Origin of the sequence: Labrenzia sp. THAF82, assembly GCF_009363435.1 — a bacterium.
Lineage (GTDB): Bacteria > Pseudomonadota > Alphaproteobacteria > Rhizobiales > Stappiaceae > Roseibium > Roseibium porphyridii.
Genome location: NZ_CP045354.1, coordinates 1,509,075 through 1,534,139, shown reverse-complemented (window position 1 = coordinate 1,534,139; position 25,065 = coordinate 1,509,075). Strand labels below are relative to the sequence as shown.

Here is a 25,065-nt window from a genome sequence, read left to right as displayed (position 1 = left end):
AACCGTGCAGATAGTGACGCTGGATCAGATCCGCTCAATGATCAGCATGCCCGAGGCGATTGAGGCTGTGAGGCAAAGTTTCATCGACATTTCGAACGGACTGATCGACCAGCCGGAGCCGATGCAGATCCTGTTTCATGACGACGCAAACGAACTTGTTGGCGACTGCCATACCAAAGCTGCACGGTCGAAAGACAAGCCGTATTTCACCATTAAGATCGCCACAGGTTTTTACCGCAATCCCGAACGCGGCCTTCCCCCAAATGACGGCATGGTTCTTGTCCTGTCTTCATCCACTGGACGCCCTGTTGCACTTCTACAAGACGAAGGCTGGCTGACACAAATGCGGACAGCTGCCGCCGGCGCGCTGGCCGCATCGCTGAAAGCGACCGGCTCGAACGGTTCCTTGGGCGTGGTTGGCACGGGAACCCAGGCTCGGCTTCAGGCTTTGGCCATTCGAGAATCCACGGGTCTGAACCGGCTCAGTGTGCTCGGAAGGCACAAGAACAAGATCGACGGCTACATCAACGACATGGAACAGCTTGGCTTTAGCGTCACTGGGGCTGCCAACGCCAAAGCACTTTGCGAAAACAGCGACATTGTGGTGACGACAACCCCATCGACTTCTGCGGTACTTCACGCCGCAGATCTTAAATACCCTCTTCACATCATCGGTATGGGCGCTGACAGCCCCGGCAAAACCGAACTGGCGCCGGACCTGTTCGGGGCTGCGGATATCATTGCCACTGACAACCATGCACAATGTCTGCAACATGGTGACTTTGGAGTTGCTGTCAGGGCTGGCAGTGTTGAAGAAACGGCTGATCGGTCATTCTGTGACATCTTGGCGGGCAAGGCGCAGGATCTCGATTTTGAAAATGCAAGACTATCAATTGTGGACCTGACAGGCTTGGGTGCACAGGATCTCGCTTTAACCTCGGCTGTCGTTTCCAAACTTGACCTCAACTGAAATCGAGGCCGCTTTAAATGGGAGCCAAAGAGGTGGGATTGACGCTGACGCAGATTGAAGAAAGTGTCTGGGAAACTCTTCACGCGGATGTCCAGCGGCCAGGCTCAAGTTTCAGGTATTTGACCCTGTGTTCAGTGGATCACCGCCAAACACCAAAAGCGCGCATTGTGGTCCTGCGCAAGGTCGATCCTCACAAACGCACTCTTGAATTCCACACCGACACCCGCAGTCCGAAGTGGCGCGAGCTGACCGGCAACCCCAGTGCTGCAGTTCTTGGATATTGCGCTGAAACACGTCTCCAGTTTCGGTTCGAAGGTCATGTCACGCTCTTTGAGCCATCCTCCGACTACGCACTGACAGTCTGGTCGTCCCTGCCCCTTCATACCCGCGGCACCTATGCGGGCGGGCCACCTGGTGATGAATTGCCCGAACCTCATGCTCCAATAGAAGCTTTGCAAGACCAACCCGAAGGCCAACAAGGTCGCGATCGTTTTGGCATCATCGTCTTTTCAGTGACATCGCTCGACTGGTTCAAACTCAGCAGAGAAAGCAACGTCAGAGCCCAATTTGGCTATGATGACAACGGCGGCCTCATGTCCAGTTCTTGGGTCAATCCATAAACACAGCCAACCGGCTGATACCCCTGAAAACGCATCTTCAAGTAAAGCGTCTTGATCCGCACGCTCACGATGTTTCCTCTTATGGTGGCAAACTCACTTGACATTTAAGTGTATATACACATTTATAAGTGCAGTTACACATACAGAGAATTCACCATGGCAGAAGAATTTGGCGCCTGCGCCTGCATGAACCTCAGAATGACAACGAGATTGATTGCGCAGTTCTTCGACCAGCGCCTTCAACCAATCGGTCTGAAGAACACCCAGTTTACGTTGCTGGTGGTTCTGCGCCAGCATGCACCGGTCTCAATCACGAAGCTTGCCGAACTGCTTGGCATGGATCGAACCACCCTCACCCGAAACGTTAGACTTTTGAAAAACGACGGCCTGATTGATGAGCAGCCCGGGAATGATGCCAGAGTGCGTTTGCTCTCTCTTAGCCAGAACGGCGAAACTGCTGTAACCGAGGCCACACCCTACTGGCGAGAGGCGCAAACAGAATTCCTGAAACGATTTGGCGAGGGCCGCTGGCAGGCTTTGAAGCTGGAGCTTACCGACATCAACTATGTCGTGAGCTGACCATCTCCAGACAAATCCGCGCCCGCTCGCAGTCTCAGTCCCCGAAACACGGCAAAATAACTTAAATACGTGTAATTACACCTAAATAAAGGAATTGTTATGCAGAGATCAGAGCAAAGTGCGGCCGACGCACTTTATTCTCCTGTCCGCGGCGACGATCCGACTGTTGACCGCGTGGACGCCGCAAAGCGTGAACCTTCCAGCGAAGGGATCGAAGTAAATGGGGCCTTGTCTATCGATTGTTTAAAGCCGACGAAAGAGTTCGAAGACCTCACGGCAGAAGATCCGGATCGTAGTTTTCATTCGCAGCTGCATTACTTCGAGACCCTCTTGTCATATGGGCAAAACCAGGATCCGCGGGTCACCATGCTGATGGTCAATGCCTATCTCAACTCCAACCAGCAAGCGCACGGTATTGCGTTTTTTGAACGGCTTCTCGAAAGGTACGGCGAGGGATTTACCGATGACGTTCGTGCCGTCTATCTTTCAGCCTATGCCATTTTGCGTGCAACCCATGCTGAGCGCGTTCCACTCGTCAAGCGCATACCCTGGGTCTTGAAAACCTTTCAGCATCTGGAGGAAAGCCGGCGCCTTACAGGCGGCACTCACCCAATCGTGCGATGGGCGGCAGGGCAAATCTATGCGCAGGTTCCTTTTTTCTTCGGCAAAAGATCACAGGCCTATGAAGACCTGACATGGCTTGTCGAGAGACCTGAGACGGAACCGGTTTTCGGCTTCTATCGGGAAGTTTATCGGCAACTTGCGCGACTTTATGAGCGGGACGGGCATCAGGAGAAGGCCGACCATTTCTGGCACCGCAGCGGCTATCAGTCCTATGTTCCCAAAGCGATGTTCATGGGTTGGTTCACTTCAACCAAAGTCGCCGGTGCTTCGATGGCACCTGAACCCGTGTTGGAAGAAATCATTCCGGGCTCGATCTTCGCGCTCTACGGCTTCGGATTTTCAGATATCTACTTTGTCCTCTCAACAGATGGCACCGGGCTGATTGCCGTTGACGCAGGCACGCAGCCCCACTCCTTGAAGGCAGCACACGAATTTCTGCTCCAGAAACATCCCTCTCTGCCTACAGTTACGCATGTGTTTGTCACCCATGCCCATTGGGACCATATCGGCGGTCACAGCTACTTTCGCAACCTGAACCCCGACGTGATCTTCTACGGTCGCGACAACTATCAGGCCGTCGTGGATCGTGTTGTTCGCAATCACAGTTATCGGCAATTCCGCGGCCAGGATTTCGATCATCACTGGGTTGAAACCTACGCACCGGATATTGCGGTTAGCGACGTGACCTTTGTTGAGGTCGCCGGGACGAAGATTGAACTGGTTCCCGTTACGGGTGGTGAAACCGAAGACGCAATGCTCGTTCATTTGCCCGACCTCCAAACGGTCTTCGCCGGTGACATCGTCATGCCGTGGTACGGCGAACCCTGGGTCAATGAAGGTTATCCAGATGACGCAGTCAGCAGTATGGATGAAGTTCTCTCAAGAAGACCGAAACACATTCTGCATGGTCATCATCCCTTGACGGCCCTTTACGGGCACGAACAGCTCAAAGCGTTTCGACAACACTATTGCTGGCTGGTCGATATGGTGCGCGTCCATGTCAAGAATGGCTTTTCAGCAAAAGACATCATTCGCCTGAACCTGGTCCCGCATGGTCTTCAACATCAACCGGAGAACTACCTCTCATATCTGGCAGCGCGAGATAATGTGATCGCGCGTACTGCCGATCAGATGGTGGGAATTTGGCAGGAAGACAGGACCGGACAGGATCCGCAAGGTCTCGACGCTCTTACACCCGCAGAATTTGGCAGAATGCTGCAACACTATCTTGGGCTCACGGCCGCACAAGCCGCGACCACAATCCGAAAAATGATCGCGAACGGCGACAACGAACTTGCGCTCAAGATCGCGATCGCTGCCGAGCTGCGATTCGGCTCCACGCAAGTACTCACCGATCTCAAGGAAGAAGCCGGCGACCGGTTGAGAAGTGCCATACAGTTCTTCGACCCGTTCCGGTTTGTCACCTATACGGAAATGATCGGGCAGGAGCATCTACCGATGAAAGGTGTGAAGAGGATTGAGAGCGCACAGGCTCAATTCGAGCTTGGTGCCAGCTCAAGCCCCACCATGAAGCCGCACTCCCTTTGAGGAAAATTCCATGAAACAGACAATGACCCCGCGCCTCTGGGCGGTGTTGCTGCTCACGGCTGCACTCTTTGGGTCTTCGTTTTTATTCATCAAGCTCACGGTGGAAAGCATTCCGCCCATCACGCTTGCGGCCGGACGAGCAAGCCTTGCGGCACTGGCTGTCTATTTTTTCATGAGGCTGTCCGGTGAACGCATGCCAGCTCCAGGGAAAGCCTGGCAGCCAATCATCGTGCTCGGTGTCCTGACCGCCATCATTCCCTATATCGCTATTGCATATGGCCAAACCCATATTGCCAGCAGTCTGGGCGGAATTCTGTTTGCAACAATCCCGGTCTTCAGCGTTCTGATCGCCCCGACCTTTCTGCCGGAAGAGCACTTGACGAAAAGTCGCCTTTTCGGCGTCGCGCTTGGATTTGCAGGTGTGGTTCTAGCCATCGGACCCAGTGCCTTTTCACATCTGGACACACAGTTGGCTGGTGCCGGCGTCACTGTCCTGGCTGCCCTCAGCTATGCGACAGGAAACATATATGCCCGGGCGAATGGCAAACTCCAACCCGTTGTTCTGGCAAGCGGACAGTTGATCGTCGCAGCTTTGGTCCTGACCCCGCTCAGCATGATCTTCGACCGTCCCTGGGCCTTGTCTCCCGGTCCGTCGCAACTGGGCACCCTGATAGTCGTTGCCTTGTTCAACACCGCCGTGCCCGTCATGCTGATGTTCTGGCTGATCCGGAACGCAGGTGCATCAAATGCGTCTCTGCTCGCGTTCTTCATGCCTGTGGCATCCGTACTGCTCGGTGTTTTTGTTCTTGCTGAAGGTCTGTCCTGGACGACAGGTATCGGATTTGTGCTGATCGTACTTGGCGCGGTCCTGGTTACGGGAAGCCTAAGCCTACGTCGGTCGTTTCAGCGCGCATAACCGGGCGTCAGGCCACGCAGAAGGACCAGATCGGCGTTGTGTCCTTTCAGCGAAGCCGAGCTGGAAGACATTCCTAATTGCCCAAACGTACGGATGAGCCTGTTGCCTGTTGAGCGCTGGAATAGCCCATTCGATCCAGGGTCAGGCTTGCTCCAACTGCAATCACTGCGGTTGCAACAAATGCCAGCAGCATTGCCTTCATTGGTCTTCTCCTTCAGAAGTGGCCCTTTTGAGGTAGTCGATCAGATCACTCCGGTCTTCCCGCCGTACAATTCGTTGCATCGGCATCTTGGAGCCTGGAATATAGTGGTCCGGCCCGTCCAGGAACAGTTGATCGATAGTCTTTTCTGACCAGACAATATCAGACCCGGTCAGGGTTTCAGAGTATGAGTAGCCAGGCAATGTGCCTGCCTGACGGCCAAACACATTATAAAGGGTCGGCCCCGCCTTGCGTTCGCCCTCCGCTCCAAGCGCATGGCAAATGGAACACTTGCGCGCGAATTGACGCTCACCGTTGGACATTTCCTCCGGCTTTTTTAGGAAATCAGGCGTTTTGGACGCCATCGGTTCCGCCGAAGACAGATCCGCTAAAGGCCAGGAATAAACGATATTTTCAATGCCGCCAGCATGCAGCACGTCGCCGCTCCTGGAAAAGGCCAATGCCCAGATTGGGCCTTTCAGAGCCGCTCTGAAATCCGTCTCTATTGCCCAGGATCTCGTATCAACAACGGTGATGTATCCATGGCCGTCTCCCGTCGCAAGCTTTGTACCGTCATGGCTGAGATCAATCGCCAGAATGGGCCTGCGCTCAAACGAGAAATCCCGCAGTCGTTCACCGGTTTCGATGTCGACGATCCGGGTTACCCCGTCCTGAGTCCCGTAGGCAAGCCAGGTTTCCCTACCGTTCGTTTCGCCTCCGACAGCAAACACATTGATACCGAAACCATTGCGGTCGATGACCCGTGCTTCCTGTCTTTTCTCAAGATCCCAAAGTTTTATGGAACCATCGACAGACGCCGAATAGAGCCTTTTGCCATCGGCAGAAAATGCGACTGCGTTTACACCCGACGCATGACCGTTCAAATAGACCGGCTCACCGCCATCTACGGGCCAAAGACCAATGCGGGTGTCCCAACTGGCACTGGCCACGAACTTCTTGTCCGGAGAAACGGCGAGCCCCATGATCTTGGCCGTATGCCCTTCCAGACGTCTGGACGATCCATCTTCGATGTTCCAAAGCAGGAGATCGTTGTCGTCACCTGCTGAAACCGCGGTCTTGCCATCAACAAATGCAACGACTTTCACCGCCGCTTCATGGCCGTCCAGCCAGCGTGGTTCACGTTTGGACCAAACCGCAACGGAATTGTCGAAACTTGCTGTCGCGACAGTTCCCGTTTCTTCCGAAACCGCGATGTCCATCACCGGTCCGCCATGTCCCTTCAGAGTCTCGAATTCGGCGGCACTGGCCGCGCCTGCTGCCAGCAAGGCAAGCAGCCCAAAGGCGCTCTGCAAAAAGGCAGGTCGGCAGAGCTTCACTTTCGGTACGGTTGATTGACAGCCAGACATCCCGCTCTGAGGCCTATTCCGCGGGAACCGCGTTCTTGGCTTCAGCGGTCTTTTCCGCGTCTTCAACTTCCTGAACCCAAAGTCCGTGGTGTTCGCGGGCCCACTGCAATTCGACTTCGCCCGACCCCATGGCGTCGTATGCGCCTTCCATGCCGACGGATCCGATGTAGATATGTGCAAGGATCATCGCCATCATCAGGAACGCGACAATGGCATGCCACAGTTGCGCGAACTGCATTTCCTCATGCGGGGCAAGCGCCGTCGGCAGAACACCGAGGCCGACAAGCTGCGGCAATCCAGTCGCATTAAGGATCTCAAAAGTCTTGGCGAACATCGGAAATTCAAATGGGAACAGCAGTGAGATCCCCGAAGCCGATATGGAGGCACCAAGGACAATCACCCCCCAGAAGATCATCTTCTGGCCGAAATTGAACTTCTTGGCTGGCGGATGAACACCCTTTTTCAGCAGTCCCCCACCAACGGCGATCCATTTGAGGTCCGTCTTATTGGGAATGTTGTGCACCACCCACATCACGAACACCATCACGAGCCCAAGCATGAAGGCCCAGGCAACGTTGTTGTGGATCCATTTTGAGGCAAGCGCGACAGGTGCGTAAACTTCCTTGCCGATCAAAGGAATAACCGCAAAGCGACCGAACAATGTTATCAGCCCGGTGATCGCCAGCAGTATGAACGATCCTGCAAGGAGCCAATGCCCAAAACGTTCAATCGCCTTGAAACGCGTGATCGTCTGACCGGTCTTTTCGCCATCGATGCGGATACGACCTCGTAAGAGATAGAAGAGACCCAGCAACAAAACGGTAGCGCCCAGAAGATACGAGCCATAAGTGGCCAGTGGCCCTTCACGGAAAGCCAGCCAACGCATTCCGCCGTCCTGCATCAGGACGGTTGCTTCCTCGCCACCTGACGACACCTTGATATCCGCGGACCCATACCTGAGGGCGCGCCAGAGTTCTGGATCGGACACACCGCCAAGTGTGCCGAGCTGCGAGGAGATACCAGCTGCAGTATCTGGATCTCCGGTCGCGTTGCGCCTGAAATCGCTGTCGATTTTCTCGCCGCGTTGCCGTTTCAGAATGTCTTCCAGCGTTTGCGCACCGCCGGTCGCGCTGCGGTCTGCAGGTGGTTGCTGGTCTTGTGCAACACCCGGCGAAAGGAGCCCGAAAAGAACCACGAATGCCAGCACCAGGCGTTTCATAACCATCCTCACACGTTCCATCACTGAAGACAGACAGGGCGGCACAGTTGCCGCCCCAGTCCAACTTTTTCATGTCGATCGCAATGGCTCACCTGCCCCGCCAGTTCAGGCCGGCAGGCGATACCAAAATCGATCAACCGCCTTGCCGACCGTAAGCGCTGCCCCAGCCCCAGGCACCGGAGCCGAAACCACGTGCGACAACGCGCTCGCGGTAGATGGCGGAAACGACATCGCCGTCGCCTGCCAACAACGCTTTGGTGGAACACATTTCCGCGCAGAGCGGCAGCTTGCCTTCCGCAATACGGTTGCTGCCGTATTTTGAGAATTCTGCGGTTGAATGTGTTTCTTCCGGTCCACCAGCACAGAAGGTGCACTTGTCCATCTTGCCGCGCGATCCGAAATTGCCCGCTTGCGGGAATTGCGGTGCACCGAAGGGACAGGCGTAGAAGCAATAGCCGCAGCCAATGCAAAGGTCCTTCGAGTGCAGGACCACACCTTCTTCATTCTGGTAGAAACAGTCGACCGGGCACACCGCCATGCAGGGCGCGTCCGAGCAGTGCATGCAGGCGACCGAGATCGACCTTTCGCCGGGCTTGCCATCATTGATGGTCACAACGCGGCGGCGGTTGATACCCCAGGGCACCTCATGCTCATTCTTACAGGCAGTCACACAGGCATTGCACTCAATGCAACGCTCAGCGTCACAAAGGAACTTAGCCCTCGCTTGTCCAAGTGGCATTACATATCCTCCTTACGCTGCCGAGATCTTGCAGAGTGTGGCTTTGGTCTCCTGCATCTGGGTCACTGAATCGTAGCCGTAGGTTTGAGCCGTGTTCGTGCTCTCGCCAAGGACATACGGGTCTGCACCCTTCGGATACTTGGAGCGTTGATCTTCGCCCTGGAAATGGCCACCGAAGTGGAACGGCATGAAGGCAACGCCCTCACCGACCCTTTCAGTCACCATGGCCATGACTTTGACCTTGCCACCCTCCGGACCTTCAACCCAGACCTGCGCACCGTCACGCACCCCGAGATTGTTGGCATCTCGCGGATTGATTTCGACGAACATGTCCTGTTGCAGCTCGGCGAGCCACGGGTTCGAACGGGTTTCGTCACCGCCACCTTCGTATTCCACCAGTCGGCCGGACGTCAGGACAATTGGATAGTCCTTGGAGAAGTCCTGCTTCTGGATGGACGCGTAAAGCGTCGGCAGGCGGTAGAATTTCCGGTCCTCATAGGTCGGATAATCTGCCACCAGATCCCTGCGGTTCGTGTAGAGCGGCTCGCGATGGAGCGGCACCGGATCCGGGAACGTCCAGACGACCGCACGGGCCTTGGCGTTACCGAACGGAGCACAGCCATGCTTGATAGCCACCCGCTGAATACCGCCGGACAGGTCGGTTTTCCAGTTGGTCTTCGGACCTGCGACGCCTTCGATCGACGCACGTTCTTCGTCGGTCAGATCGCCGTCCCACCCGAGGTCCATGAGCATCTGCATCGTGAATTCGGGATAACCGTCCTGGATTTCCGCACCCGGATTGGAGACACCGTCAGCGAGCAGATTGTCGCCGTCCCGCTCCACGCCGAAGCGCGCACGGAAGCACAGTCCGCCTTCTGCGACAGGCTTGGACATGTCGTAGAGGTTTGGTGTGCCCGGATGTTTCATGTCCGCGGTACCCCAGCACGGCCAAGGCATACCGTAGTATTCGCCGTCATTCGGGCCGCCGACTGCCTGAAGCGTCGTCCGGTCGAATGTGTGCTGGTTTGCCATGTGCGACTTGATGCGCTCTGGCGACTGGCCGGTATAGCCGATTGTCCAAAGACCGCCGTTGAATTCGCGGGTGATGCTCTCGACGTTCGGTGTTTCCGGATCATCCATTTCGATGTTCCGGAAGAGCCGGTCGCCCCAGCCGAACTTGTTCGCGAACTTTGCCATGATCACTTCGTCAGGCAGGCTCTCGAACAGAGGATCGACAACCTTGTCACGCCACTGCAGCGAACGGTTTGACGCGGTCACGGACCCACGGGTTTCGAACTGGGTACAGGCCGGCAGAAGATAGACGCCGTCCGTGCGGTCATGCAGCACGGCTGAAACAGTCGGATAGGGGTCGATCACGACCAGCGTATCCAGTTGTTCCATAGCCTTCTTCATTTCGACCATACGGGTCTGGGAGTTCGGGGCATGCCCCCAAAGCACCATGGCCCGAACCGCATTGGGCTGGTCGGTATTCGCCGGATCCTCCAGCACACCGTCAATCCAGCGGCTGACCGGAATACCCGTCAGGTTCATGAGGTTCTTTTCTTTGCCATCGGCACCTGTCGTGGTGGCAAATTGGCCTTTCAGCCAATCGAGATCCTCACCCCAGACGCGGGACCAGTGACCCCATGCGCCTGCGCTCAGCCCGTAGTAACCGGGCAACGTATGGCTGAGAACGCCGAGATCGGTCGCACCCTGAACGTTGTCGTGGCCGCGGAAGATGTTGGTTCCACCACCGCTAGTGCCCATGTTGCCAAGAGCAAGCTGCAACACGCAGTAAGCGCGCGTATTGTTGTTGCCGTTGGTGTGCTGCGTACCACCCATGCACCAGATCACGGTGCCAGGACGGTTGTTGGCAAGCGTTCTGGCCACTCGTTTCAGCTGGCTTCCAGGTGTGCCCGTCACACGCTCGACTTCGTCGGGCGTCCATTTGGCAACCTCTTCACGGATCTGGTCCATGCCCCACACGCGGGTGCGGATGAACTCTTTGTCTTCCCAGCCATTGTCGAAGATGTGCCACAAAATGCCCCAGACGAGGGCAACGTCCGTCCCCGGACGGAAGCGCACAAATTCGTCGGCATGAGCCGCCGTACGGGTAAAGCGCGGATCGCAAACGATAACCGGCGCATTGTTCTGTTCCTTGGCGCGCAGGACGTGCAACAGCGAGACCGGGTGGGCCTCCGCAGGGTTGCCGCCGATAATGAAGATCGCCTTGGAATTATGGATGTCGTTGTAGCTGTTGGTCATGGCGCCGTAGCCCCATGTGTTCGCTACGCCGGCAACCGTGGTCGAGTGACAGATACGGGCCTGGTGGTCGACATTGTTGGTGCCCCAGTAGGCCGCGAATTTGCGGAACAGATAAGCCTGTTCGTTGTTGTGCTTGGCTGATCCCAGCCAATAAACACTGTCCGGTCCGCTTTCGTCGCGGATTTTCATCATCTGGTCGCCGATCTCGTTGATCGCCTCATCCCAGCTGATGCGCTTCCACTCTCCGCCTTCCTTTTTCATAGGATATTTAAGACGGCGCTCTCCGTGAGCGTGTTCGCGAACCGCAGCTCCCTTGGCGCAATGGGCGCCGAGATTGAACGGGCTGTCCCAACCCGGCTCTTGGCCGGTCCAGACGCCGTTCTTCACTTCGGCAATCACGGTGCAACCGACTGAACAGTGGGTGCAAACCGATTTCACCAAATTGACGGCTTCATCAGAAGATTGCGCCTGAGCTTTGGTAACAGTTCCGCCTGTGGCGGTAATAGCGGCCAAGCCGCCTGCGGCGATACCGGAGCCTTTGAGGAAGGTTCTGCGGTCTACCGATTTATGTGCAGCGTCTCTGAGGATACTTGCACCTTGGGGGCGTCGCGCAACCCCATTGGTCTTTTTCCTAAGCATTTTGCCCTACCTTGCTTGTATCGGAATCGATACGGCTGGGTGTGTCAGTGAACCGGCCATCGGGCGTCACGCAACCATCGGCCGGGTGTATTCACAGGGTCCAGTTAGAACCGGGCGCTGTCAAAGTAGGCGCGGGTATGCGCCGTGTCCTGCATCTTTTCAGATGTGAGGTCAGGTTCTGCAGCTTCAGCCGTCCCTACAGCAGTGGTCGCAGCCACAGCAACAGGCGCCGAAATGGCAGCAAGTTTCAAGAAGTCCCGGCGGCCGGCCCCATCTTTGGGCTCCACCTGTTCGGGTCGTTTCATTGTTGCAATCCTCCTCTCCTTGCAGCGGCTCCGCCGCCTAAATTGACAACATGAAGTCTAGTTGGGCAGCATGCCGAAGGCCTCGGCTTCAATCTCCATGAATTGCCGCCCGAGAGATCCAACAGCACCGTAGAAGACAGAGCTGGCGGATGTTTCAAGATCGGTGAAAAAGTGGATCGCCCATGGTTCGACATGAGCGTTGAAGAATTCTTTCTGTTCAGACACGGATGTCACCTGGCCGAACCGTCCCATGATCATACCGGCCATCATCTCCATGAGAGATGCGATATTGTCTTCCGGCTCACTCTTGTCTTCCGCGCGCTTGATGCCACGCTTGGCCATATCGGCGCGCAGGTTGGCAAGCGGCTTTTCGTTCAAGAAGCCGGTGAGATAGTGGCTCGCATAGGGCAACAATTCTCCGCGGCCGAGACCGATGAACAGGATGTTGTACTCGCGCTCCGCTGTCTCGGCGGAGGTCACGCCAGCAATTTTGGCAAGAGTGTTGAGTGTTTCACCAACGGGTGTGTCGTCACCCTTTAAACCGGCGACCTGGGCCAGGAGGGAGGCGTCAGCAGGCGTGGCCAGCAAGAGCCCTATGAAATCGTATAGTTCTGCGCGTGCCCGATCCTCCGGATCGATCACGTATTCCTTGACCACAGCGGACATCCGCAAGGTTCCTCCCTCGTGCGCGTCGCAATCAATCTACATAACTCAAGTCTTCGACTTTAGTATTAGGTATAGTCGAACCGCATTTTCCGCCTCGTTATTCGAGGTTCTTCTTGCGACTCACCTGCACCTGTTTCTTGCAAATCAAGAGAGACAACGCTTTCCTCTCCAGATTGGACGACGGAGTCACCTTGCGTCAATTGAAAAGATGTTTTTCCGTCATGTAAATAATCGTTTTGCGTCGCGATATTTTCTTCGCACTGCAACTCCGACTGAGCGTCTTCGACCAACTCCGCCTGCTCGCCATCGGCAACTTCCGTGGCTTCCGTTTCCGTCTCGGCAAGTTCCGCGAACTTATCGAACATGCCCTTACCAACTTGATAAACCGTTTGGAGGTTTTCGACGACAGTCGCAGCGTCGGTAAAATCTTCCCCATAGTCGACAAGGCCATCAATATTGGCCAGAACCGGGTTCAACGTCCACAATCTGCGCAAGGCGCGCCGCCGCAATCGCTCTGGCACGGCTGCTGAAAGAAATTTCGAGAAGTCGTCATTTTCAGCAAGATCATCTGGATTGGGAAGACCGAGTTCTTCCAGAATTTCTTCGTCGGACTTTTCTTCAAGTGCTGCACGCACCTCTGCCTGCTGAGCAGCCTCAAGATCTTCGCGCTCTGCCGCCTCTGCAGCTTTTACAGCAGCCTTTCGCCGGGACCAGAAGTCGGAACCACCATCGTCCTGCTGACTCATTGCAGCGTGTCCTTCGGTTTTCTCAAAGGCGCACGGTAAACGTCACTCAGCTGACGTATGCGCGGGTCGCCCACACCATCTTCCTGCAAATCGATTCGTTTTTTGTCACGTTTGCGTTTGATGAATATCTCTTCCTCGTGGTGGATCTTGACGAAATCCCGGATCCAGGCCACCAGCCCTTCTGGCATTGGGAGCTTTTCCACCATGACTTCGCTGGAATCCGCGTAGTCTTGCCCCTCGTATGCAGAGGCGGTGACGAGCATGACATCGAGAGGCAAATCTCTCTCAACCTCGTCGGCAGGACGCAGCACCACATAAACAGAAGGCACCTTGTCCGACAGCGCGGTCAGGTAGGCTTCCGTATCAGCGCGATGCAATTCCAGCGGAAGCGTTGCGGCATGGTATTCAACCGCCTCGCCCTCTTGTCTGAGCACTTTCCAATCGGCAGGCCCTGCACCCGGTAACAGCGACACGGGTCGCCAAGACCACTTTTGCCAACGAGTAACGCCGGGCAATCGTCTGACGACGACCCCGACAGGCATTGTCTGAGTTTTCTCCGCAGTCACGAGCGGCGGTCCTCCCACACCCCGGCTTTGAATCCGGCTGTTTTGTTTTCCTCTTTAAGCTGCAGCAATGCGAACAAATTTCAAGCCCGGCAGAAGTCGAACTTGACGTACGCCGAAACGCGCCCTTGTTATGGTACGTGGAGAGCTTGAGATGCCGCATGCGAAGATGGCAGCAGGCGATCCCTGGGGAGAGGACGCGCAGACAATGACGGAACCGAGGCTGCTGCTGTGCGATTGTCTGAAGAGTCAGACAATCGATGCAGAGCGGATTGAACAGGCGACAGGCATTTCCTGTTCGAAAGTTTACACCGAACTTTGCCGGAAAGAGGCAGCCATCGCGGAGGACGCGCTTCAAAAGGGTGGCGTTCTGATCGCGTGTCAGCAGGAACGCACAGCTTTTGAAGAGCTTGCTGCCGACATCGAAGCTGAAGACCCCGGTTTCATAGACATTAGAGACCGGGCCGGTTGGACCAACGACACCCGGAACGCCTCGGCCAAGATGGCGGCCCTGGTTGCAGAAGCATTGATTCCATCCCGCGGTGACAAGGTGATGGATGTCACGTCTGAGGGCACCTGCCTGATTTTTGGCGAATCAGAAGCTGCCCTGAGCGCTGCCGAACAGCTTTGCGAAATATTGAGCGTCACCGTGTTGCTGGCCCCTGAAGCTGAAACACCGATGACCGATGACCGGCGGTTCGACATCGTACGCGGTCGCATCAAGACCGTCACCGGAGCACTGGGCCAATTCAATCTGTCCTTTGACGCCTTGCAGGAACGTATCCCGGGGGGACGCGGACCGATGACATTCAGCGAGCCTCGCTCGGGAGGCAGGACACAATGCGATGTCGTACTGGATCTCAGCAGAAACGCGCCAATGGTGCCAGCCCCCGAGAAGCGCGAAGGATACTTGCGCGCCGATCCCGGCAATACCGGCGCAATGACGAAAGCCATACTCGAAGCGTCTCAGCTGACTGGAACGTTTGAGAAACCGATATTTGTCAAATTGAACGAACAATTATGTGCACACTCGCGGGCAGAAAAGACCGGATGCACCCGGTGCCTCGATCTGTGCCCGACCGGGGCGATCACACCAGCCGGCGATCATGTTGCCGTTGACGCCTTGATCTGTGCCGGATGTGGCAGCTGTTCGTCGGTCTGCCCCTCGGGTGCCATCTCATATGATGCCCCATCGGCTGACTTTACCTTCAAACGTGTCCAGACGCTTGCTGCGACGTGGCGCAAGCTTGAAGACACGGAACCTCGTCTTCTTGTGCACGATGCCGGACACGGGGCGGAGCTCATTCGTATGAGCGCTCGGTATGGGTCCGGCCTTCCTGCCGATGTTTTGCCCCTGGAAGTGGATGCTTTGGCAAGCTTTGGGCATGCTGAAATTCTGAGCGCGCTCGGCAGCGGCTTTGCCGGGGTCACCATACTGCTGTCACCGACCACCGAGACCGACGGCATTCCGTTCCAGATAGACCTTGCCAAAACGATCGGCGATCCAGAAAGAATCAAGGTCATCGAGCCACAGGACCCGGACCAGTTGGACGAAGCACTCGGACAGGCGGACACTGAAGCTCTTCAAATTCAGCCAATCCTACCGATCGGGTCCAGACGACAAGTCACCCGCTTGTCGGCAAAAGCGCTCAATCCGGACGAAAAAATGATTGAGCTGCCAGCGGGCGCACCCTATGGCGCGGTTCAACTGAATGTGGACAGCTGCACCTTGTGCCTATCCTGCGTTTCGCTGTGTCCGTCTGGTGCGTTGAAGGAGAACCCGGACCAGCCTCAGCTGCGCTTTCAGGAAGATGCCTGCCTGCAATGCGGCATCTGCGTGAATATCTGCCCGGAGAGCGCCTTGACGCTCGATCCCCGTCTGAACTTGACCGACGATGCTCTCAGACCGCATGTGTTGAAGGAAGAGGAACCGTTCAACTGCGTGGAATGCGGCAAACCCTTCGGTGTTCGCTCAACGGTTGAACGATTGACGGAAAAGCTCGCCGGAAAGCACTCAATGTTCCAGAACGAAAAGGCTGCCCGCCTGATCCAGATGTGCGACGATTGCCGTGTCAATTCGGTGTATCACTCCGAAAACAACCCATTTGCCCATGGCGAACGGACACCGGTACGCACCACGGACGACTACATAAGCAAGCGGCGCGACCATTGAGGCCTGACAGTCAAACTCACTGGTACTGGATAGGTGCGCCGAGATCAGCTGGAGGGATCTGGGTCACGAAGGCCAGGATCGCTTCCAGGTCGGTGAGCGACAATTCGACCGGCACCATTGGCGGCGGTCTGGCTTCGTCAAACGGTTCGGTCACTCCGTCGATGATGGTGAAAGAAGGGTGCGGATTGAGCGCGAAAAACGCCTCAAAACGGGCTTGCCAGTCGGCGAAGCTGCGCATGACTGCAAAGGATGGCGACGAACCGATTGTCGACAGCCTTGTGGCTTCATTGACCATGTGGCAGCGCCCGCAATGGATCACAGCCAATTTTTCGCCTTGCACAATGTCACCGGTCACTTCAATGGGCCCGGTATCCTCGACCTCTGCAACCGCCGCCACAAAAATTGCCCCGCTTTCCGCCTTGAATGTTTCGATGGTTCTGCGACCGACGTCGCTGGCGAGCCAATCGGTAAAGCGCGCCACCAGATCATTGTCTGAAACTTGCGTCTCCAGAAACCACGTTTCGCCAAGACCGGAAAAGACCGGACGGCCGATGTTCTCGGTCGACAAGTGCACTTCAGCTTCTGAACCCACCGCAACAAGCTCGATTCGGATGCTGTTCTTCAGCGAAAAGCGCGGGAGCAGGTGTTTCAGAAAACCGCTCGCGACAAGGGTATCCGGAACCGACATGCGGAATGACCGGGACTGGGCCTCACCCTGGTTCGTCCCCGTCAGAAGAACCAGAACACAGGACAGCACAATTAAGACACGGCAGCACACGCGCTCCTCCTTCACGCCGCTGGCTAATGCCCCAAGGTTAGGTGCGAAATCTGCTGCCCGTCAATCCACTCACGATTGCGGAGGAGAATAAGATGAGCGACGATTTCAACATGTCGATGAGAAAATTCCTGAAACAGGTCGGTGTGACCTCGCAGCAGGCTATTGAAAAAGCCGTTCGCGAGGCCGATTCCTCCGACGGAAAGACTTTCAAGGTCAAAGCCGTTGTGACAATAGAAGAACTTGGCATGGAACATGTCGTGACCGGTGAGATCGAGGGGTAACCGAAACGTGCCTTTGACACGCGAAACCGTTCTGGCCGCCCTCGGGACAGTCAAGGACCCGGCAAGCGGCGAAGCTATCGCAGCTTCAGGCATGATACGCTCCCTTCAGGTGCGTGACGCTTCGGTCCGGCTTGTCTTGGAGATCGACCCGAAACGCTTGGCGGAAATGGAAAAGCTCGAGGCGCACACCAGTCAGGTGCTAAAGGCGCTGGAAGGGTGCGACGACGTCCAGATTGTCATGACGTCCCATTCCGAACAGCCGGAACCCAAACAGGATCCGCAGGAACCCAAACCGATCAAACCCATTCCGCAGGTACCTGGCACTTCAGGGCCGCAAAGGGTTCCAGGCATTGACAGGGTGATCGCGATCGCGTCCGGAAAGGGCGGCGTCGGCAAATCGACCGTCGCTGCAAACCTTGCCTGTGCGCTTGCAGCTGAAGGACGCAAGGTTGGACTACTGGATGCGGATGTCTATGGTCCCTCGCAACCAAAGATGCTCGGCATCTCCGGACGACCGACGTCACCTGACGGCCAGATGATCCTGCCGCTCCGCAATCACGGAGTTACCCTGATTTCCATCGGGCTGATGACTTCCGGTGATAAGGCCGTTGTCTGGCGTGGTCCAATGCTGATGGGCGCACTTCAGCAAATGATGTCACAAGTTCAATGGGGTGCATTGGATGTCCTGATCGTCGATTTGCCGCCTGGCACCGGCGATGTTCAGATGACCCTCAGCCAGAAGTTCATTGTCGATGGCGCTATCATTGTCTCCACGCCTCAGGACGTGGCACTGCTGGATGCCCGCAAAGGCATCGACATGTTTCAGCAGATGAATGTGCCGATCGTCGGAATGATAGAAAACATGTCGACTCATATCTGCTCCAAATGCGGTCACGAAGAGCACGTGTTCGGTCATGGCGGCGTCGCCGCAGAGGCAGAAAAGCTGGGCGTCCCGCTTCTGGCCGAAGTACCTTTGCACTTGAACATTCGCCTTGCCGGAGACGGTGGCACACCGCTTGCGGTCAAGACGCCGGACGCGCCTGAAGCTTCCGTGTTCCGGCAGCTGGCAAAAACTTTGGTTGAGGGAGGCAAGGCGTGAGCGAAGTTCAGCTGCCCCCCTTGTTTCAGGGCGAGGCCGTTCCGGGTGCTATCGATCCCTTTGAACGCGCAACTGCCCTGGCCGTTGCCGGCACCGATGCAGGAACTGTTGTTTACAACCTCTCCGGCAATGTCTTTAAGGCAAGTCTGATCTTCACGCCTGAAATGCCGCTGGAGCCGGCCATGACTGCACTGCCGGTTTGCGGCCTCGGACTTCAGGCAGCCCTTGGAGCACTGGCACCCCCGGAGGTCGCCGTTCACCTGCAATGGGATGGCGGCATCAGGGTGAATGGCGCCATATGCGGGCGATTCCGGGTCAAGGCGTCCACGACACAGCCAACCGAAGAACCCGACTGGCTTGTTGTCGGACTGGAACTCAACATGTCGAGTTCCGACGGGAACCCGGGAGAAGCGCCCGACAGGACGTATCTGACGGAAGAAGGCTGCGCGGAAATCACTGCGACCGATCTGCTGGAGGCCTGGGTTCGCCATACGCTTTACTGGATCAATCGTTGGCTGGAAGATGGTCCACGGCCGGTTCACACCGATTGGCGTGCCCTTGCACAGAATATGGGCGAGCAGATCGACGTCGATGGCCAATCCGGAACATTTGTCGGCGTCGACGAACATTTCGGTTTGCTGCTTCGCGTCGATGAGGACACAAAACTGATCCCGCTCTCAAGTCGGCTGGAGACCTGAACCATGAAACTTGCCCGTGCCATTCATCTCGATGACAGTGACCGCAATGTTTTCTTTTCACCCGCACGAACAGGTGAATGGTGTCTGTCGGGAGGGTTTGAATTTTCAGACTGGACCGAAGCTGACCTGTCCGGCAAAGCTCGTCAGGCGTTTTCAAATGGCTGGCTCGGTCTGGAAACCTTCGGACGGGTCACCTTTGTGGCCATCACGCCTATTGAAGACACTGAGTTCGCCAGTCTCGCTGACGGGCTGGCCCAGCATTTTGTCGATGTTTATGGGGCCCCTTCCGTAGAGGCAGCAAGAGGCGTGGCGACAGAAGAGCTGACCTATATGGCTGAACTCTGTGAAGAGCATCCTGAAAACACACTCATTGCAGTGCAGCGAGAGCTGACAGACGGCGGTGTCAGAGAGAGCTTTCGAACCATTGAAGCCCCCGCTGCAGAACTGGATATGGTCGCCATGCACGGAGATATGGAATAAGCCCGGGCCAAACAAAACCGGTCTGGAATATCTGTTTCGTAGTGAAATTCAGACGTGGCAAGAGTGTTCCGCGCTAGGACCCACAGCCCGAGCGCGACAAACATCCCCCTAGTAAATTCTAAACAAAAACTTAATTCAAAAAGAAATTTACCTAATACGAATTGGCAAGCACTGCGTCACTTCTGAGTTGATTGGCATCAATGCTTGTTGCGATCTTCCGTGTTACCACCTCGCCATTCAGATGAGGAGACACACGTGACAGATACGCAGACAAAGAAAACCACCCCAAAAAACGGCGCTGCACAACCCGCCAAACCTACCGCCACAAAGGCAGCAAGCAAAAGCAAACCGCGCCAGCCTCCAGTCTCTCCAAGCACACAACCCGCAGCCAATTCCAAAGCCACGTCTACCGGCTCGGCCCTACGTCATCACCTTGCTGAAATGCGTCATAACTCCGAGGCGATCTCTCACGTCTTTGAAACAGGGGAATACCCCTATGCCACAAAGATGCGGCGGGCCGCCTATGAGAAGCGCAAGGCGAAACTCCAGGCTGAGCTTTTGAAGGCGCAGAAATGGATCCAGGAAACAGGTCAACGCGTGGTGATCTTGTTCGAAGGCCGCGATGCCGCGGGCAAGGGAGGCACGATCAAGCGCTTTACCGAACACCTGAACCCGCGTGGTGCAAGTGTTGTCGCTCTGCAAAAGCCAACTGAAAGTGAAATGAGTCAGTGGTATTTCCAGCGCTACATCGAGCACCTGCCGACGGCCGGTCAGATGATCTTGTTCGACAGGTCCTGGTACAACCGCGCCGGCGTCGAAAGAGTGATGGGATTTTGCTCCCCGTCTCAGTATCTGGAATTCATGCGCCAATGCCCGGAAATAGAGCGCATGTTCGTCCGTGACGGTATTCTTCTCTACAAATACTGGTTCTCCGTGACCCAGACCGAACAGCGTCGCCGCTTCAACCAGCGGAAGACCGACCCGCTGAAACAATGGAAACTGTCGCCGATCGACATGGCGTCCCTCGACAAATGGGACGACTACACGGAAGCAAAAGAGGCAATGTTCTTCTACACAGACACTGCTGATGCGCCGTGGTCCATCGTCAAATCCGATGACAAGAAACGCGCAAGGCTCAACTGCATGGAGCACTTTCTGAATTCGCTTCCCTATCCGGACAAGGACAGACGGATCGTTGGCGAACCAGATCCGCTCATTGTGGGTTCGAGCCAGCACGTGATCGGTAAGGACACTCATATTCTCGGCAAAACGCTTCACCCGGAGCTAAAGGACAAGCGTGTCGTTGATGGATCGGAACTCACCGTCCTATGAAGCCATAAACTGCCGATAGCAGAGCCGGATAAGGTGCGCTGAAGGAAGTTCTGGCCAAGCAGATCGGCGACGACCGCACCAAAGAACCGGCTCTGAAGCAACTGCGTCTGAAGCTGCAACTTGAAAGGTCCACGAAGAGGAAAAATTGCCTTTGTGGGCCTTTAAAGACTGCTTTGACAAACCCCTGTCAAAGGACGACGTCACCGGTCATTCGCAGCGCTGCATAGCCTCCAACACTGACATCGGTAATCTCACCGTTTGAAGTGTTCAGCACTGTGCGGACAATGCTCGGCCTCCCCATTTCAACACCTTGTTCTGCAACGACAACTGCTTGACCAGATGCCCCTGGTGTCAGGTACCTGGAGCGCACCAGTTCACAAGCAAGAGCACTGTTTGTCGTGCCGCTGGCTGCTTCCTCCGGATCTCCGACCCCATGGCAAAGGTCTCTCAAGCGAAGTTTTGTCTTCCCAAGTCCCTTATAGGTGGAGCACCAAACCCCGATAGTGTCGATGGCAAAATCCCGGCAAAAGCCACGCAGCGCGGCGTCGTCGGGGCGAATGCTTGCAAGGGTTTCCAGGTCTTCAAGTTGCACAAAGACATGACGCAGCGCGGTCGACGCGGTGGAAACACGTTTGAGTGCGTCAGCTTCCAGACCCAAATTTGCAGCAAGGTCGCCTGAGCCAACTTCGCACAGATCAAATTTCGGCAATGGCTGACGCATCGTTACGAAGCCGTCTGAGGCGACGTCGACAACAATACCACCTGCCGAAGTCTGTTGAATGTAGGTGTCAGGCTCTATCCTTTTATCATCGCGCAGGGCCGCAAAAACTGCGAGCGTCACATGTCCGCACATATCCATTTCCGACCATTTGGAATGAAACCTGGTCTGAAACTCTTTGTCTGAAACCTTGCGTACAAATCCGGTCGTGGGAGCACCCAGGTCACTTGCAATTCTCTGGCGGGCATCGGGCCAAAGCGGCCCGTCTTCAAATACCACTGCCCCGATATTTCCTCCCCGCTCATCGGCGGCGAAGGCGGCATATAGACGGACGGGCAGCTTGTCCATGAACCAAAACTTCCGGGCTACAGGTTTGGCTTTGAAAATATGTGCATCATCAGCGTTGAGGTGAAATCCCAACCCGGTCAACTGCTCTGACGAAATTGAACCGGATATCCGCAGGTAAACTTCCACTCACAAACTCGTCACGGAACAGGCGTTCTATTTTATTTCAATGTTACCGGCAGCATTCCCAAGTAACGAGTGCACCGAAATTCACAGTCTGGAAAGAGAACGCAACATGACGACCATCACTTCAGAAAGGAACCTGTCAGCATCCTTGCCGGCAATCAATTTCAACACACTCGGCCTGATGTTCATTACTGGCTTTTTTGCAACTGTAGCCTTTGACCTTTGGGGCCAGGTGATCAGCCCTGCCCTTGGGTTTGCAAAGCTGTCACCCCATGGTCTGGCGCAAAGCCTTCTTGGTAGTCTCGGTCTGCCCAATACCGCTTTTGCTGGCTACTTTGTGCATTTTTACATTGTCGGCCTGATTGGTTACCCGATTGGCTGGATGTTCATTTTCGCACCGCTTTGGCAGCGCGTTGTCGGAGATACACACTGGTTCGTTCCGTCCGCGATTTACGGTTTCGGCCTTTGGGTGTTTGCGATTGGCGGCATCACATCGCTCGCAGGATTGCCGTTCTTCCTGAACTTCAGCGGCATCGTCTGGGTCGCGCTGATCGGCCACGTGCTTTATGGCATCGTCATGGTTGCCATGCTCAAGCTGGTCGAAGGTCAGCAGAACCGCTGACAAAGCTAAACTCTGACAATCTCCAGAAGCTTCGGGCGTGCCTTCGGGCGCGCCTGCTTCTTTTTTGGGCTCTGCAATTGCCGGAGGTTTTCAATTAGCCGGCCAGCTTGACCGAAAAATATCGACACCCTTTGAACCGGCAGCCAGGATCGCGTCAGCGGAAGCATCGGTGTCGGCAAGACGTGCAAGGGTCACTGTCCCAAGCATGAGAGCAAGCATGGCAATGCCCTCAGACTGATCCTCACCTTCCTTCAACAGAGCTGCAACACGTTCTACAGCGTTAAACCCTTCGTGCCGCGCATCACTCGCTCCCCGCGACAAATCCCCTGCCAGCGCTGCCAGCGGGCAACCTTCACCACGGTTCTTGACGTGGCATCGTGACAGGTAAGTCTCAATGTAGCTGTCCCGCGTCGCCTGAAGCTGGGCCTTTGACGACGCACTTTCCATCTCCGCGAGCACATTGTCGACCGCGTTTTTGAAAGCTGCCGCGACAAGTTCATCCTTTGAGCTGAAGTGCCTGTAAAAACCGCCATGCGTGAGACCAGCTGCCTTCATCACGTCGGCGACACTCGTGGTTTCCGTTCCTTGTTCGCGAAACAGATATGCCGCCGCATCCAATATCCTTTTGTGAGATTTGCGCTTTTCGGCTTCTGTCATTCTCGGCATGAGGGCAGTTCTTTCCTGGGCTTGACAATTTAGATTTTAGTTATCATCTATATTTATAGATTACAACTATCATCTAAAAGGTTGCCCATGCCCCTCAAACCCAAGATCCTCGTCACAAGCGCAGGAGGAAAAACCGGACTGCCTGTCACCTTGCAGCTGCTTGAAAAGGGATTTCCGGTCCGCGCCCTTTTAAGAAAACGCGACGGGCGTGCTGAAATGCTGGAACGCGCAGGCGCGGAAATATTCGTCGGCAACCAGTATGCCCTTTCAGACATGCGAACCGCCATGGAGGGCGTTAACCGAGCCTATCAATGCGCACCGACAGCGCCTAACGGTCTGCATTTCAATGCGGTCTTTACGGTGGGTGCCAATGAGGCAAAGCTCGAACACGTCGTCACGCTTGGTCAGTGGCTGACATCGGTTGATCACCCATCCCTCTTCACAAGAGAGGTCTACCTGTCCGATGCGCTGGTGCGCCTGCTCGGGAGCACCAGTGTGACATCCATTAATCCGGGTTGGTTCGCAGACAACTATCTGATGGTCATCAACATGGCTGCTCACCTTGGCGTCTTCACCATGCCACTTGGCGAAGGTGGAAAGAAGAAGAACGCAGCACCATCGAATGAAGACATTGCCAGCGTTGTTGTCGGCTCCCTTGCCGACCCTGAAACCCATGCAGGCAAATCCTATCGCCCCACAGGTCCTGCACTCCTGTCCCCGGACGAAATTGCGCTCGCCATGGGCAAAGCCCTTGGGCGTCGGGTTACCTACAAAAACATTTCCGAAAAGATGATGACCAAGGCGCTACGGGCTTTACCGCCTTCCAACTATTCGGAGGCGGCCGTCTCCCAACTGGCAATTTATGCTGAAGAATATCGACGCGGCAGTTTCGCTGTGAACGCACCGACCAATGATGTGCAGCTGGTTGGGGGCCGAGATCCAGAACAGTTTGAAAGCATTGCCCGGCGGCTGGTCGCATCCCGCCCTGAGCTACGGCGAAGCGTGAGCGGCACCGCACGCGCAATGGCAGGATTTCTGAAAATTGCACTGACCCCGGCTCTTGACCTCAATCGCATTCAGTCAGCCCGCGACTATGTGCAGATCGCAACACCCAGGTTCAGCCAGGACACGCCGGAGTGGCTCCAAACCCACGCTGCCCAACAGAAAATAGCAAACCAGGCACGTGTTGCCTGACAGCCAGACGAACAAAGGAAACACCATGTCTGAGATTTCCGTTCTTTATGAACGCAATCGTCTGTTCGCCGAAGACTTCGCAGCTTCGGAATTGCCCGTTCTTCCGAAACTCAACACTCTGGTCCTGACCTGTATCGACGCACGCGTTGATCCTGCTCATGTGCTCGGCCTGGAACTCGGTGATGCAGTCGTTCTGCGGAACAATGGCGGACGGGTCACGCGATCCGTAATCGAAGAGATCGCAACGCTGTCCATGATGGTGGCCAAACTCACACAAGACGATACGCCAGCTTTCAATGTCGTCTTGATGCAGCATACGCAATGCGGTGCTCAGAACTTTGCCAACCCCGACTTTCAGGACGCCTTGAAAGACAAACTCGGCATCGACGTTTCGAGCTATGCTATCACTGACCAGCCAACGGACCTGAAGACCGACATCGCCCGACTGCGGGATGCTCCCGAAATTCCGGGGACACTAGTCGTGTCCGCGCTGCTTTATGATGTGAAATCGGGTCTTGTCAGAGAGATAACTGGCCCTGCAAAACTTTCCGACTTGCGGATCTGAAATCATCTGAAAAGCTCGTCGAC

26 protein-coding genes are annotated in these 25,065 nt (G+C 55.7%); 14 read left to right on the top strand and 12 right to left on the bottom strand.

The features are described from left to right. Positions 1–4: 4 nt before the first annotated feature. From FIV00_RS07350 to FIV00_RS07330, 5 genes are all read left to right on the top strand, one after another. Complete coding sequence (locus FIV00_RS07350; protein ID WP_209006848.1) at positions 5–970, top strand: hypothetical protein; 966 nt, start codon at positions 5–7, stop codon at positions 968–970. 32 nt (positions 971–1,002) lie between these two features. Continuing rightward, positions 1,003–1,590: a pyridoxamine 5'-phosphate oxidase family protein gene (locus FIV00_RS07345; RefSeq protein WP_247649350.1), complete on the top strand. Its 588-nt coding sequence runs from the start codon at positions 1,003–1,005 to the stop codon at positions 1,588–1,590. Positions 1,591–1,746: 156 nt separating this feature from the next. Continuing rightward, entirely contained in the window at positions 1,747–2,169 is a 423-nt protein-coding gene (locus tag FIV00_RS07340) for a MarR family winged helix-turn-helix transcriptional regulator (RefSeq protein ID WP_152500135.1), read from the top strand. Positions 2,170–2,268: 99 nt separating this feature from the next. After that, on the top strand, positions 2,269–4,341 hold the full coding sequence (locus FIV00_RS07335) for an MBL fold metallo-hydrolase (RefSeq protein WP_152500134.1): 2,073 nt from the start codon (positions 2,269–2,271) through the stop codon (positions 4,339–4,341). Between the two features lie 10 nt (positions 4,342–4,351). Continuing rightward, on the top strand, positions 4,352–5,257 hold the full coding sequence (locus FIV00_RS07330; RefSeq protein ID WP_152500133.1) for a DMT family transporter: 906 nt from the start codon (positions 4,352–4,354) through the stop codon (positions 5,255–5,257). A 73-nt stretch (positions 5,258–5,330) separates the two neighbouring features. Here the strand turns inward: FIV00_RS07330 and FIV00_RS30420 are convergent, their stop codons facing one another. The 9 genes from FIV00_RS30420 to FIV00_RS07290 all read right to left on the bottom strand — a co-directional run bounded on the left by FIV00_RS30420 (position 5,331) and on the right by FIV00_RS07290 (position 13,968). Further along, entirely contained in the window at positions 5,331–5,459 is a 129-nt protein-coding gene (locus FIV00_RS30420; protein WP_256366677.1) for a hypothetical protein, read from the bottom strand. Next, entirely contained in the window at positions 5,456–6,769 is a 1,314-nt protein-coding gene (locus FIV00_RS07325) for a c-type cytochrome (protein WP_209006847.1), read from the bottom strand. Before FIV00_RS07325 ends, FIV00_RS30420 begins: the two co-directional genes overlap by 4 nt. A 67-nt stretch (positions 6,770–6,836) precedes the next feature. Further along, positions 6,837–8,048 carry a formate dehydrogenase subunit gamma gene (locus tag FIV00_RS07320; protein WP_209006846.1) on the bottom strand — a complete coding sequence of 404 codons (1,212 nt, stop codon included), beginning with the start codon at positions 8,046–8,048 and terminating at the stop codon, positions 6,837–6,839. 127 nt (positions 8,049–8,175) lie between these two features. Next, positions 8,176–8,781 carry a formate dehydrogenase FDH3 subunit beta gene (gene fdh3B, locus FIV00_RS07315; RefSeq protein ID WP_152500131.1) on the bottom strand — a complete coding sequence of 202 codons (606 nt, stop codon included), beginning with the start codon at positions 8,779–8,781 and terminating at the stop codon, positions 8,176–8,178. 12 nt (positions 8,782–8,793) lie between these two features. After that, positions 8,794–11,685 (bottom strand): formate dehydrogenase subunit alpha, encoded by a 2,892-nt coding sequence (locus tag FIV00_RS07310; protein WP_152500130.1) that lies wholly within the window; start codon positions 11,683–11,685, stop codon positions 8,794–8,796. A gap of 104 nt (positions 11,686–11,789) precedes the next feature. After that, positions 11,790–11,990, bottom strand: coding sequence for a twin-arginine translocation pathway signal protein (locus tag FIV00_RS07305; protein ID WP_152500129.1), 201 nt, complete (start codon positions 11,988–11,990; stop codon positions 11,790–11,792). Between the two features lie 57 nt (positions 11,991–12,047). After that, a complete protein-coding gene (locus tag FIV00_RS07300; RefSeq protein WP_152500128.1) occupies positions 12,048–12,656 on the bottom strand; it encodes a molecular chaperone in 609 nt (202 codons plus the stop codon). A 65-nt stretch (positions 12,657–12,721) separates the two neighbouring features. Then, the gene (locus FIV00_RS07295) at positions 12,722–13,402 is read right to left on the bottom strand and encodes a DUF3306 domain-containing protein (RefSeq protein WP_152500127.1); all 681 of its coding nucleotides are present in this window, start codon (positions 13,400–13,402) and stop codon (positions 12,722–12,724) included. Continuing rightward, entirely contained in the window at positions 13,399–13,968 is a 570-nt protein-coding gene (locus FIV00_RS07290) for a DUF3305 domain-containing protein (protein WP_209006845.1), read from the bottom strand. The genes FIV00_RS07295 and FIV00_RS07290 overlap by 4 nt, the downstream gene beginning before the upstream one ends. 151 nt (positions 13,969–14,119) lie before the next feature. Here FIV00_RS07290 and FIV00_RS07285 point away from each other — a divergent pair, with 151 nt between their 5' ends. Next, positions 14,120–16,138 (top strand): 4Fe-4S binding protein, encoded by a 2,019-nt coding sequence (locus tag FIV00_RS07285; RefSeq protein ID WP_209006844.1) that lies wholly within the window; start codon positions 14,120–14,122, stop codon positions 16,136–16,138. A gap of 16 nt (positions 16,139–16,154) precedes the next feature. Here the strand turns inward: FIV00_RS07285 and FIV00_RS07280 are convergent, their stop codons facing one another. Beyond that, positions 16,155–16,916: a hypothetical protein gene (locus tag FIV00_RS07280; protein WP_209006843.1), complete on the bottom strand. Its 762-nt coding sequence runs from the start codon at positions 16,914–16,916 to the stop codon at positions 16,155–16,157. 92 nt (positions 16,917–17,008) lie between these two features. On the opposite strand from FIV00_RS07280, the gene FIV00_RS07275 reads away from it, so the two are divergent. The 5 genes from FIV00_RS07275 (at position 17,009) to ppk2 (ending at position 20,806) form a co-directional block, all read left to right on the top strand. Next, a complete protein-coding gene (locus tag FIV00_RS07275; protein ID WP_152500125.1) occupies positions 17,009–17,197 on the top strand; it encodes a DUF6494 family protein in 189 nt (62 codons plus the stop codon). A 7-nt stretch (positions 17,198–17,204) separates the two neighbouring features. Next, a complete protein-coding gene (locus FIV00_RS07270) occupies positions 17,205–18,296 on the top strand; it encodes an Mrp/NBP35 family ATP-binding protein (protein ID WP_152500124.1) in 1,092 nt (363 codons plus the stop codon). Next, a complete protein-coding gene (locus tag FIV00_RS07265; protein WP_152500123.1) occupies positions 18,293–18,994 on the top strand; it encodes a biotin/lipoate--protein ligase family protein in 702 nt (233 codons plus the stop codon). Before FIV00_RS07270 ends, FIV00_RS07265 begins: the two co-directional genes overlap by 4 nt. Before the next feature lie 3 nt (positions 18,995–18,997). Then, positions 18,998–19,474 carry a DUF6505 family protein gene (locus FIV00_RS07260; protein WP_152500122.1) on the top strand — a complete coding sequence of 159 codons (477 nt, stop codon included), beginning with the start codon at positions 18,998–19,000 and terminating at the stop codon, positions 19,472–19,474. 255 nt (positions 19,475–19,729) lie between these two features. Continuing rightward, positions 19,730–20,806, top strand: coding sequence for a polyphosphate kinase 2 (gene ppk2 / locus FIV00_RS07255; protein WP_247649349.1), 1,077 nt, complete (start codon positions 19,730–19,732; stop codon positions 20,804–20,806). A 187-nt stretch (positions 20,807–20,993) separates the two neighbouring features. Here ppk2 and FIV00_RS07250 read toward each other — a convergent pair whose 3' ends face one another. Further along, positions 20,994–21,872, bottom strand: a complete 879-nt coding sequence (locus FIV00_RS07250) for a PhzF family phenazine biosynthesis protein (RefSeq protein ID WP_152500121.1) — start codon at positions 21,870–21,872, stop codon at positions 20,994–20,996. A 232-nt stretch (positions 21,873–22,104) separates the two neighbouring features. Between FIV00_RS07250 and FIV00_RS07245 the strand changes: the two genes are divergently transcribed. After that, positions 22,105–22,617: a hypothetical protein gene (locus tag FIV00_RS07245; RefSeq protein ID WP_152500120.1), complete on the top strand. Its 513-nt coding sequence runs from the start codon at positions 22,105–22,107 to the stop codon at positions 22,615–22,617. 90 nt (positions 22,618–22,707) lie between these two features. Here FIV00_RS07245 and FIV00_RS07240 read toward each other — a convergent pair whose 3' ends face one another. Beyond that, on the bottom strand, positions 22,708–23,283 hold the full coding sequence (locus tag FIV00_RS07240) for a TetR/AcrR family transcriptional regulator (RefSeq protein ID WP_152500119.1): 576 nt from the start codon (positions 23,281–23,283) through the stop codon (positions 22,708–22,710). Positions 23,284–23,370: 87 nt separating this feature from the next. On the opposite strand from FIV00_RS07240, the gene FIV00_RS07235 reads away from it, so the two are divergent. Together FIV00_RS07235 and FIV00_RS07230 are read left to right on the top strand one after the other, a co-directional pair. Beyond that, positions 23,371–24,477: an NmrA family NAD(P)-binding protein gene (locus tag FIV00_RS07235; RefSeq protein WP_152500118.1), complete on the top strand. Its 1,107-nt coding sequence runs from the start codon at positions 23,371–23,373 to the stop codon at positions 24,475–24,477. 25 nt (positions 24,478–24,502) lie between these two features. Continuing rightward, positions 24,503–25,042, top strand: a complete 540-nt coding sequence (locus tag FIV00_RS07230; protein ID WP_152500117.1) for a carbonic anhydrase — start codon at positions 24,503–24,505, stop codon at positions 25,040–25,042. The last annotated feature ends 23 nt before the right edge of the window (positions 25,043–25,065 follow it).

Bases quoted from the DNA above. Each gene is read 5' to 3' on its own strand.
- FIV00_RS07340 (WP_152500135.1), top strand. From the start codon at position 1,747: ATGGCAGAAGAATTTGGCGCCTGCGCCTGCATGAACCTCAGAATGACA.
- FIV00_RS07335 (WP_152500134.1), top strand. From the start codon at position 2,269: ATGCAGAGATCAGAGCAAAGTGCGGCCGACGCACTTTATTCTCCTGTC.
- FIV00_RS07330 (WP_152500133.1), top strand. From the start codon at position 4,352: ATGAAACAGACAATGACCCCGCGCCTCTGGGCGGTGTTGCTGCTCACG.
- FIV00_RS30420 (WP_256366677.1), bottom strand. From the start codon at position 5,459: ATGAAGGCAATGCTGCTGGCATTTGTTGCAACCGCAGTGATTGCAGTT.
- FIV00_RS07320 (WP_209006846.1), bottom strand. From the start codon at position 8,048: ATGGTTATGAAACGCCTGGTGCTGGCATTCGTGGTTCTTTTCGGGCTC.
- fdh3B (WP_152500131.1), bottom strand. From the start codon at position 8,781: ATGCCACTTGGACAAGCGAGGGCTAAGTTCCTTTGTGACGCTGAGCGT.
- FIV00_RS07310 (WP_152500130.1), bottom strand. From the start codon at position 11,685: ATGCTTAGGAAAAAGACCAATGGGGTTGCGCGACGCCCCCAAGGTGCA.
- FIV00_RS07305 (WP_152500129.1), bottom strand. From the start codon at position 11,990: ATGAAACGACCCGAACAGGTGGAGCCCAAAGATGGGGCCGGCCGCCGG.
- FIV00_RS07300 (WP_152500128.1), bottom strand. From the start codon at position 12,656: ATGTCCGCTGTGGTCAAGGAATACGTGATCGATCCGGAGGATCGGGCA.
- FIV00_RS07295 (WP_152500127.1), bottom strand. From the start codon at position 13,402: ATGAGTCAGCAGGACGATGGTGGTTCCGACTTCTGGTCCCGGCGAAAG.
- FIV00_RS07285 (WP_209006844.1), top strand. From the start codon at position 14,120: ATGCCGCATGCGAAGATGGCAGCAGGCGATCCCTGGGGAGAGGACGCG.
- FIV00_RS07275 (WP_152500125.1), top strand. From the start codon at position 17,009: ATGAGCGACGATTTCAACATGTCGATGAGAAAATTCCTGAAACAGGTC.
- FIV00_RS07260 (WP_152500122.1), top strand. From the start codon at position 18,998: ATGAAACTTGCCCGTGCCATTCATCTCGATGACAGTGACCGCAATGTT.
- FIV00_RS07250 (WP_152500121.1), bottom strand. From the start codon at position 21,872: ATGGACAAGCTGCCCGTCCGTCTATATGCCGCCTTCGCCGCCGATGAG.
- FIV00_RS07245 (WP_152500120.1), top strand. From the start codon at position 22,105: ATGACGACCATCACTTCAGAAAGGAACCTGTCAGCATCCTTGCCGGCA.
- FIV00_RS07240 (WP_152500119.1), bottom strand. From the start codon at position 23,283: ATGCCGAGAATGACAGAAGCCGAAAAGCGCAAATCTCACAAAAGGATA.
- FIV00_RS07235 (WP_152500118.1), top strand. From the start codon at position 23,371: ATGCCCCTCAAACCCAAGATCCTCGTCACAAGCGCAGGAGGAAAAACC.
- FIV00_RS07230 (WP_152500117.1), top strand. From the start codon at position 24,503: ATGTCTGAGATTTCCGTTCTTTATGAACGCAATCGTCTGTTCGCCGAA.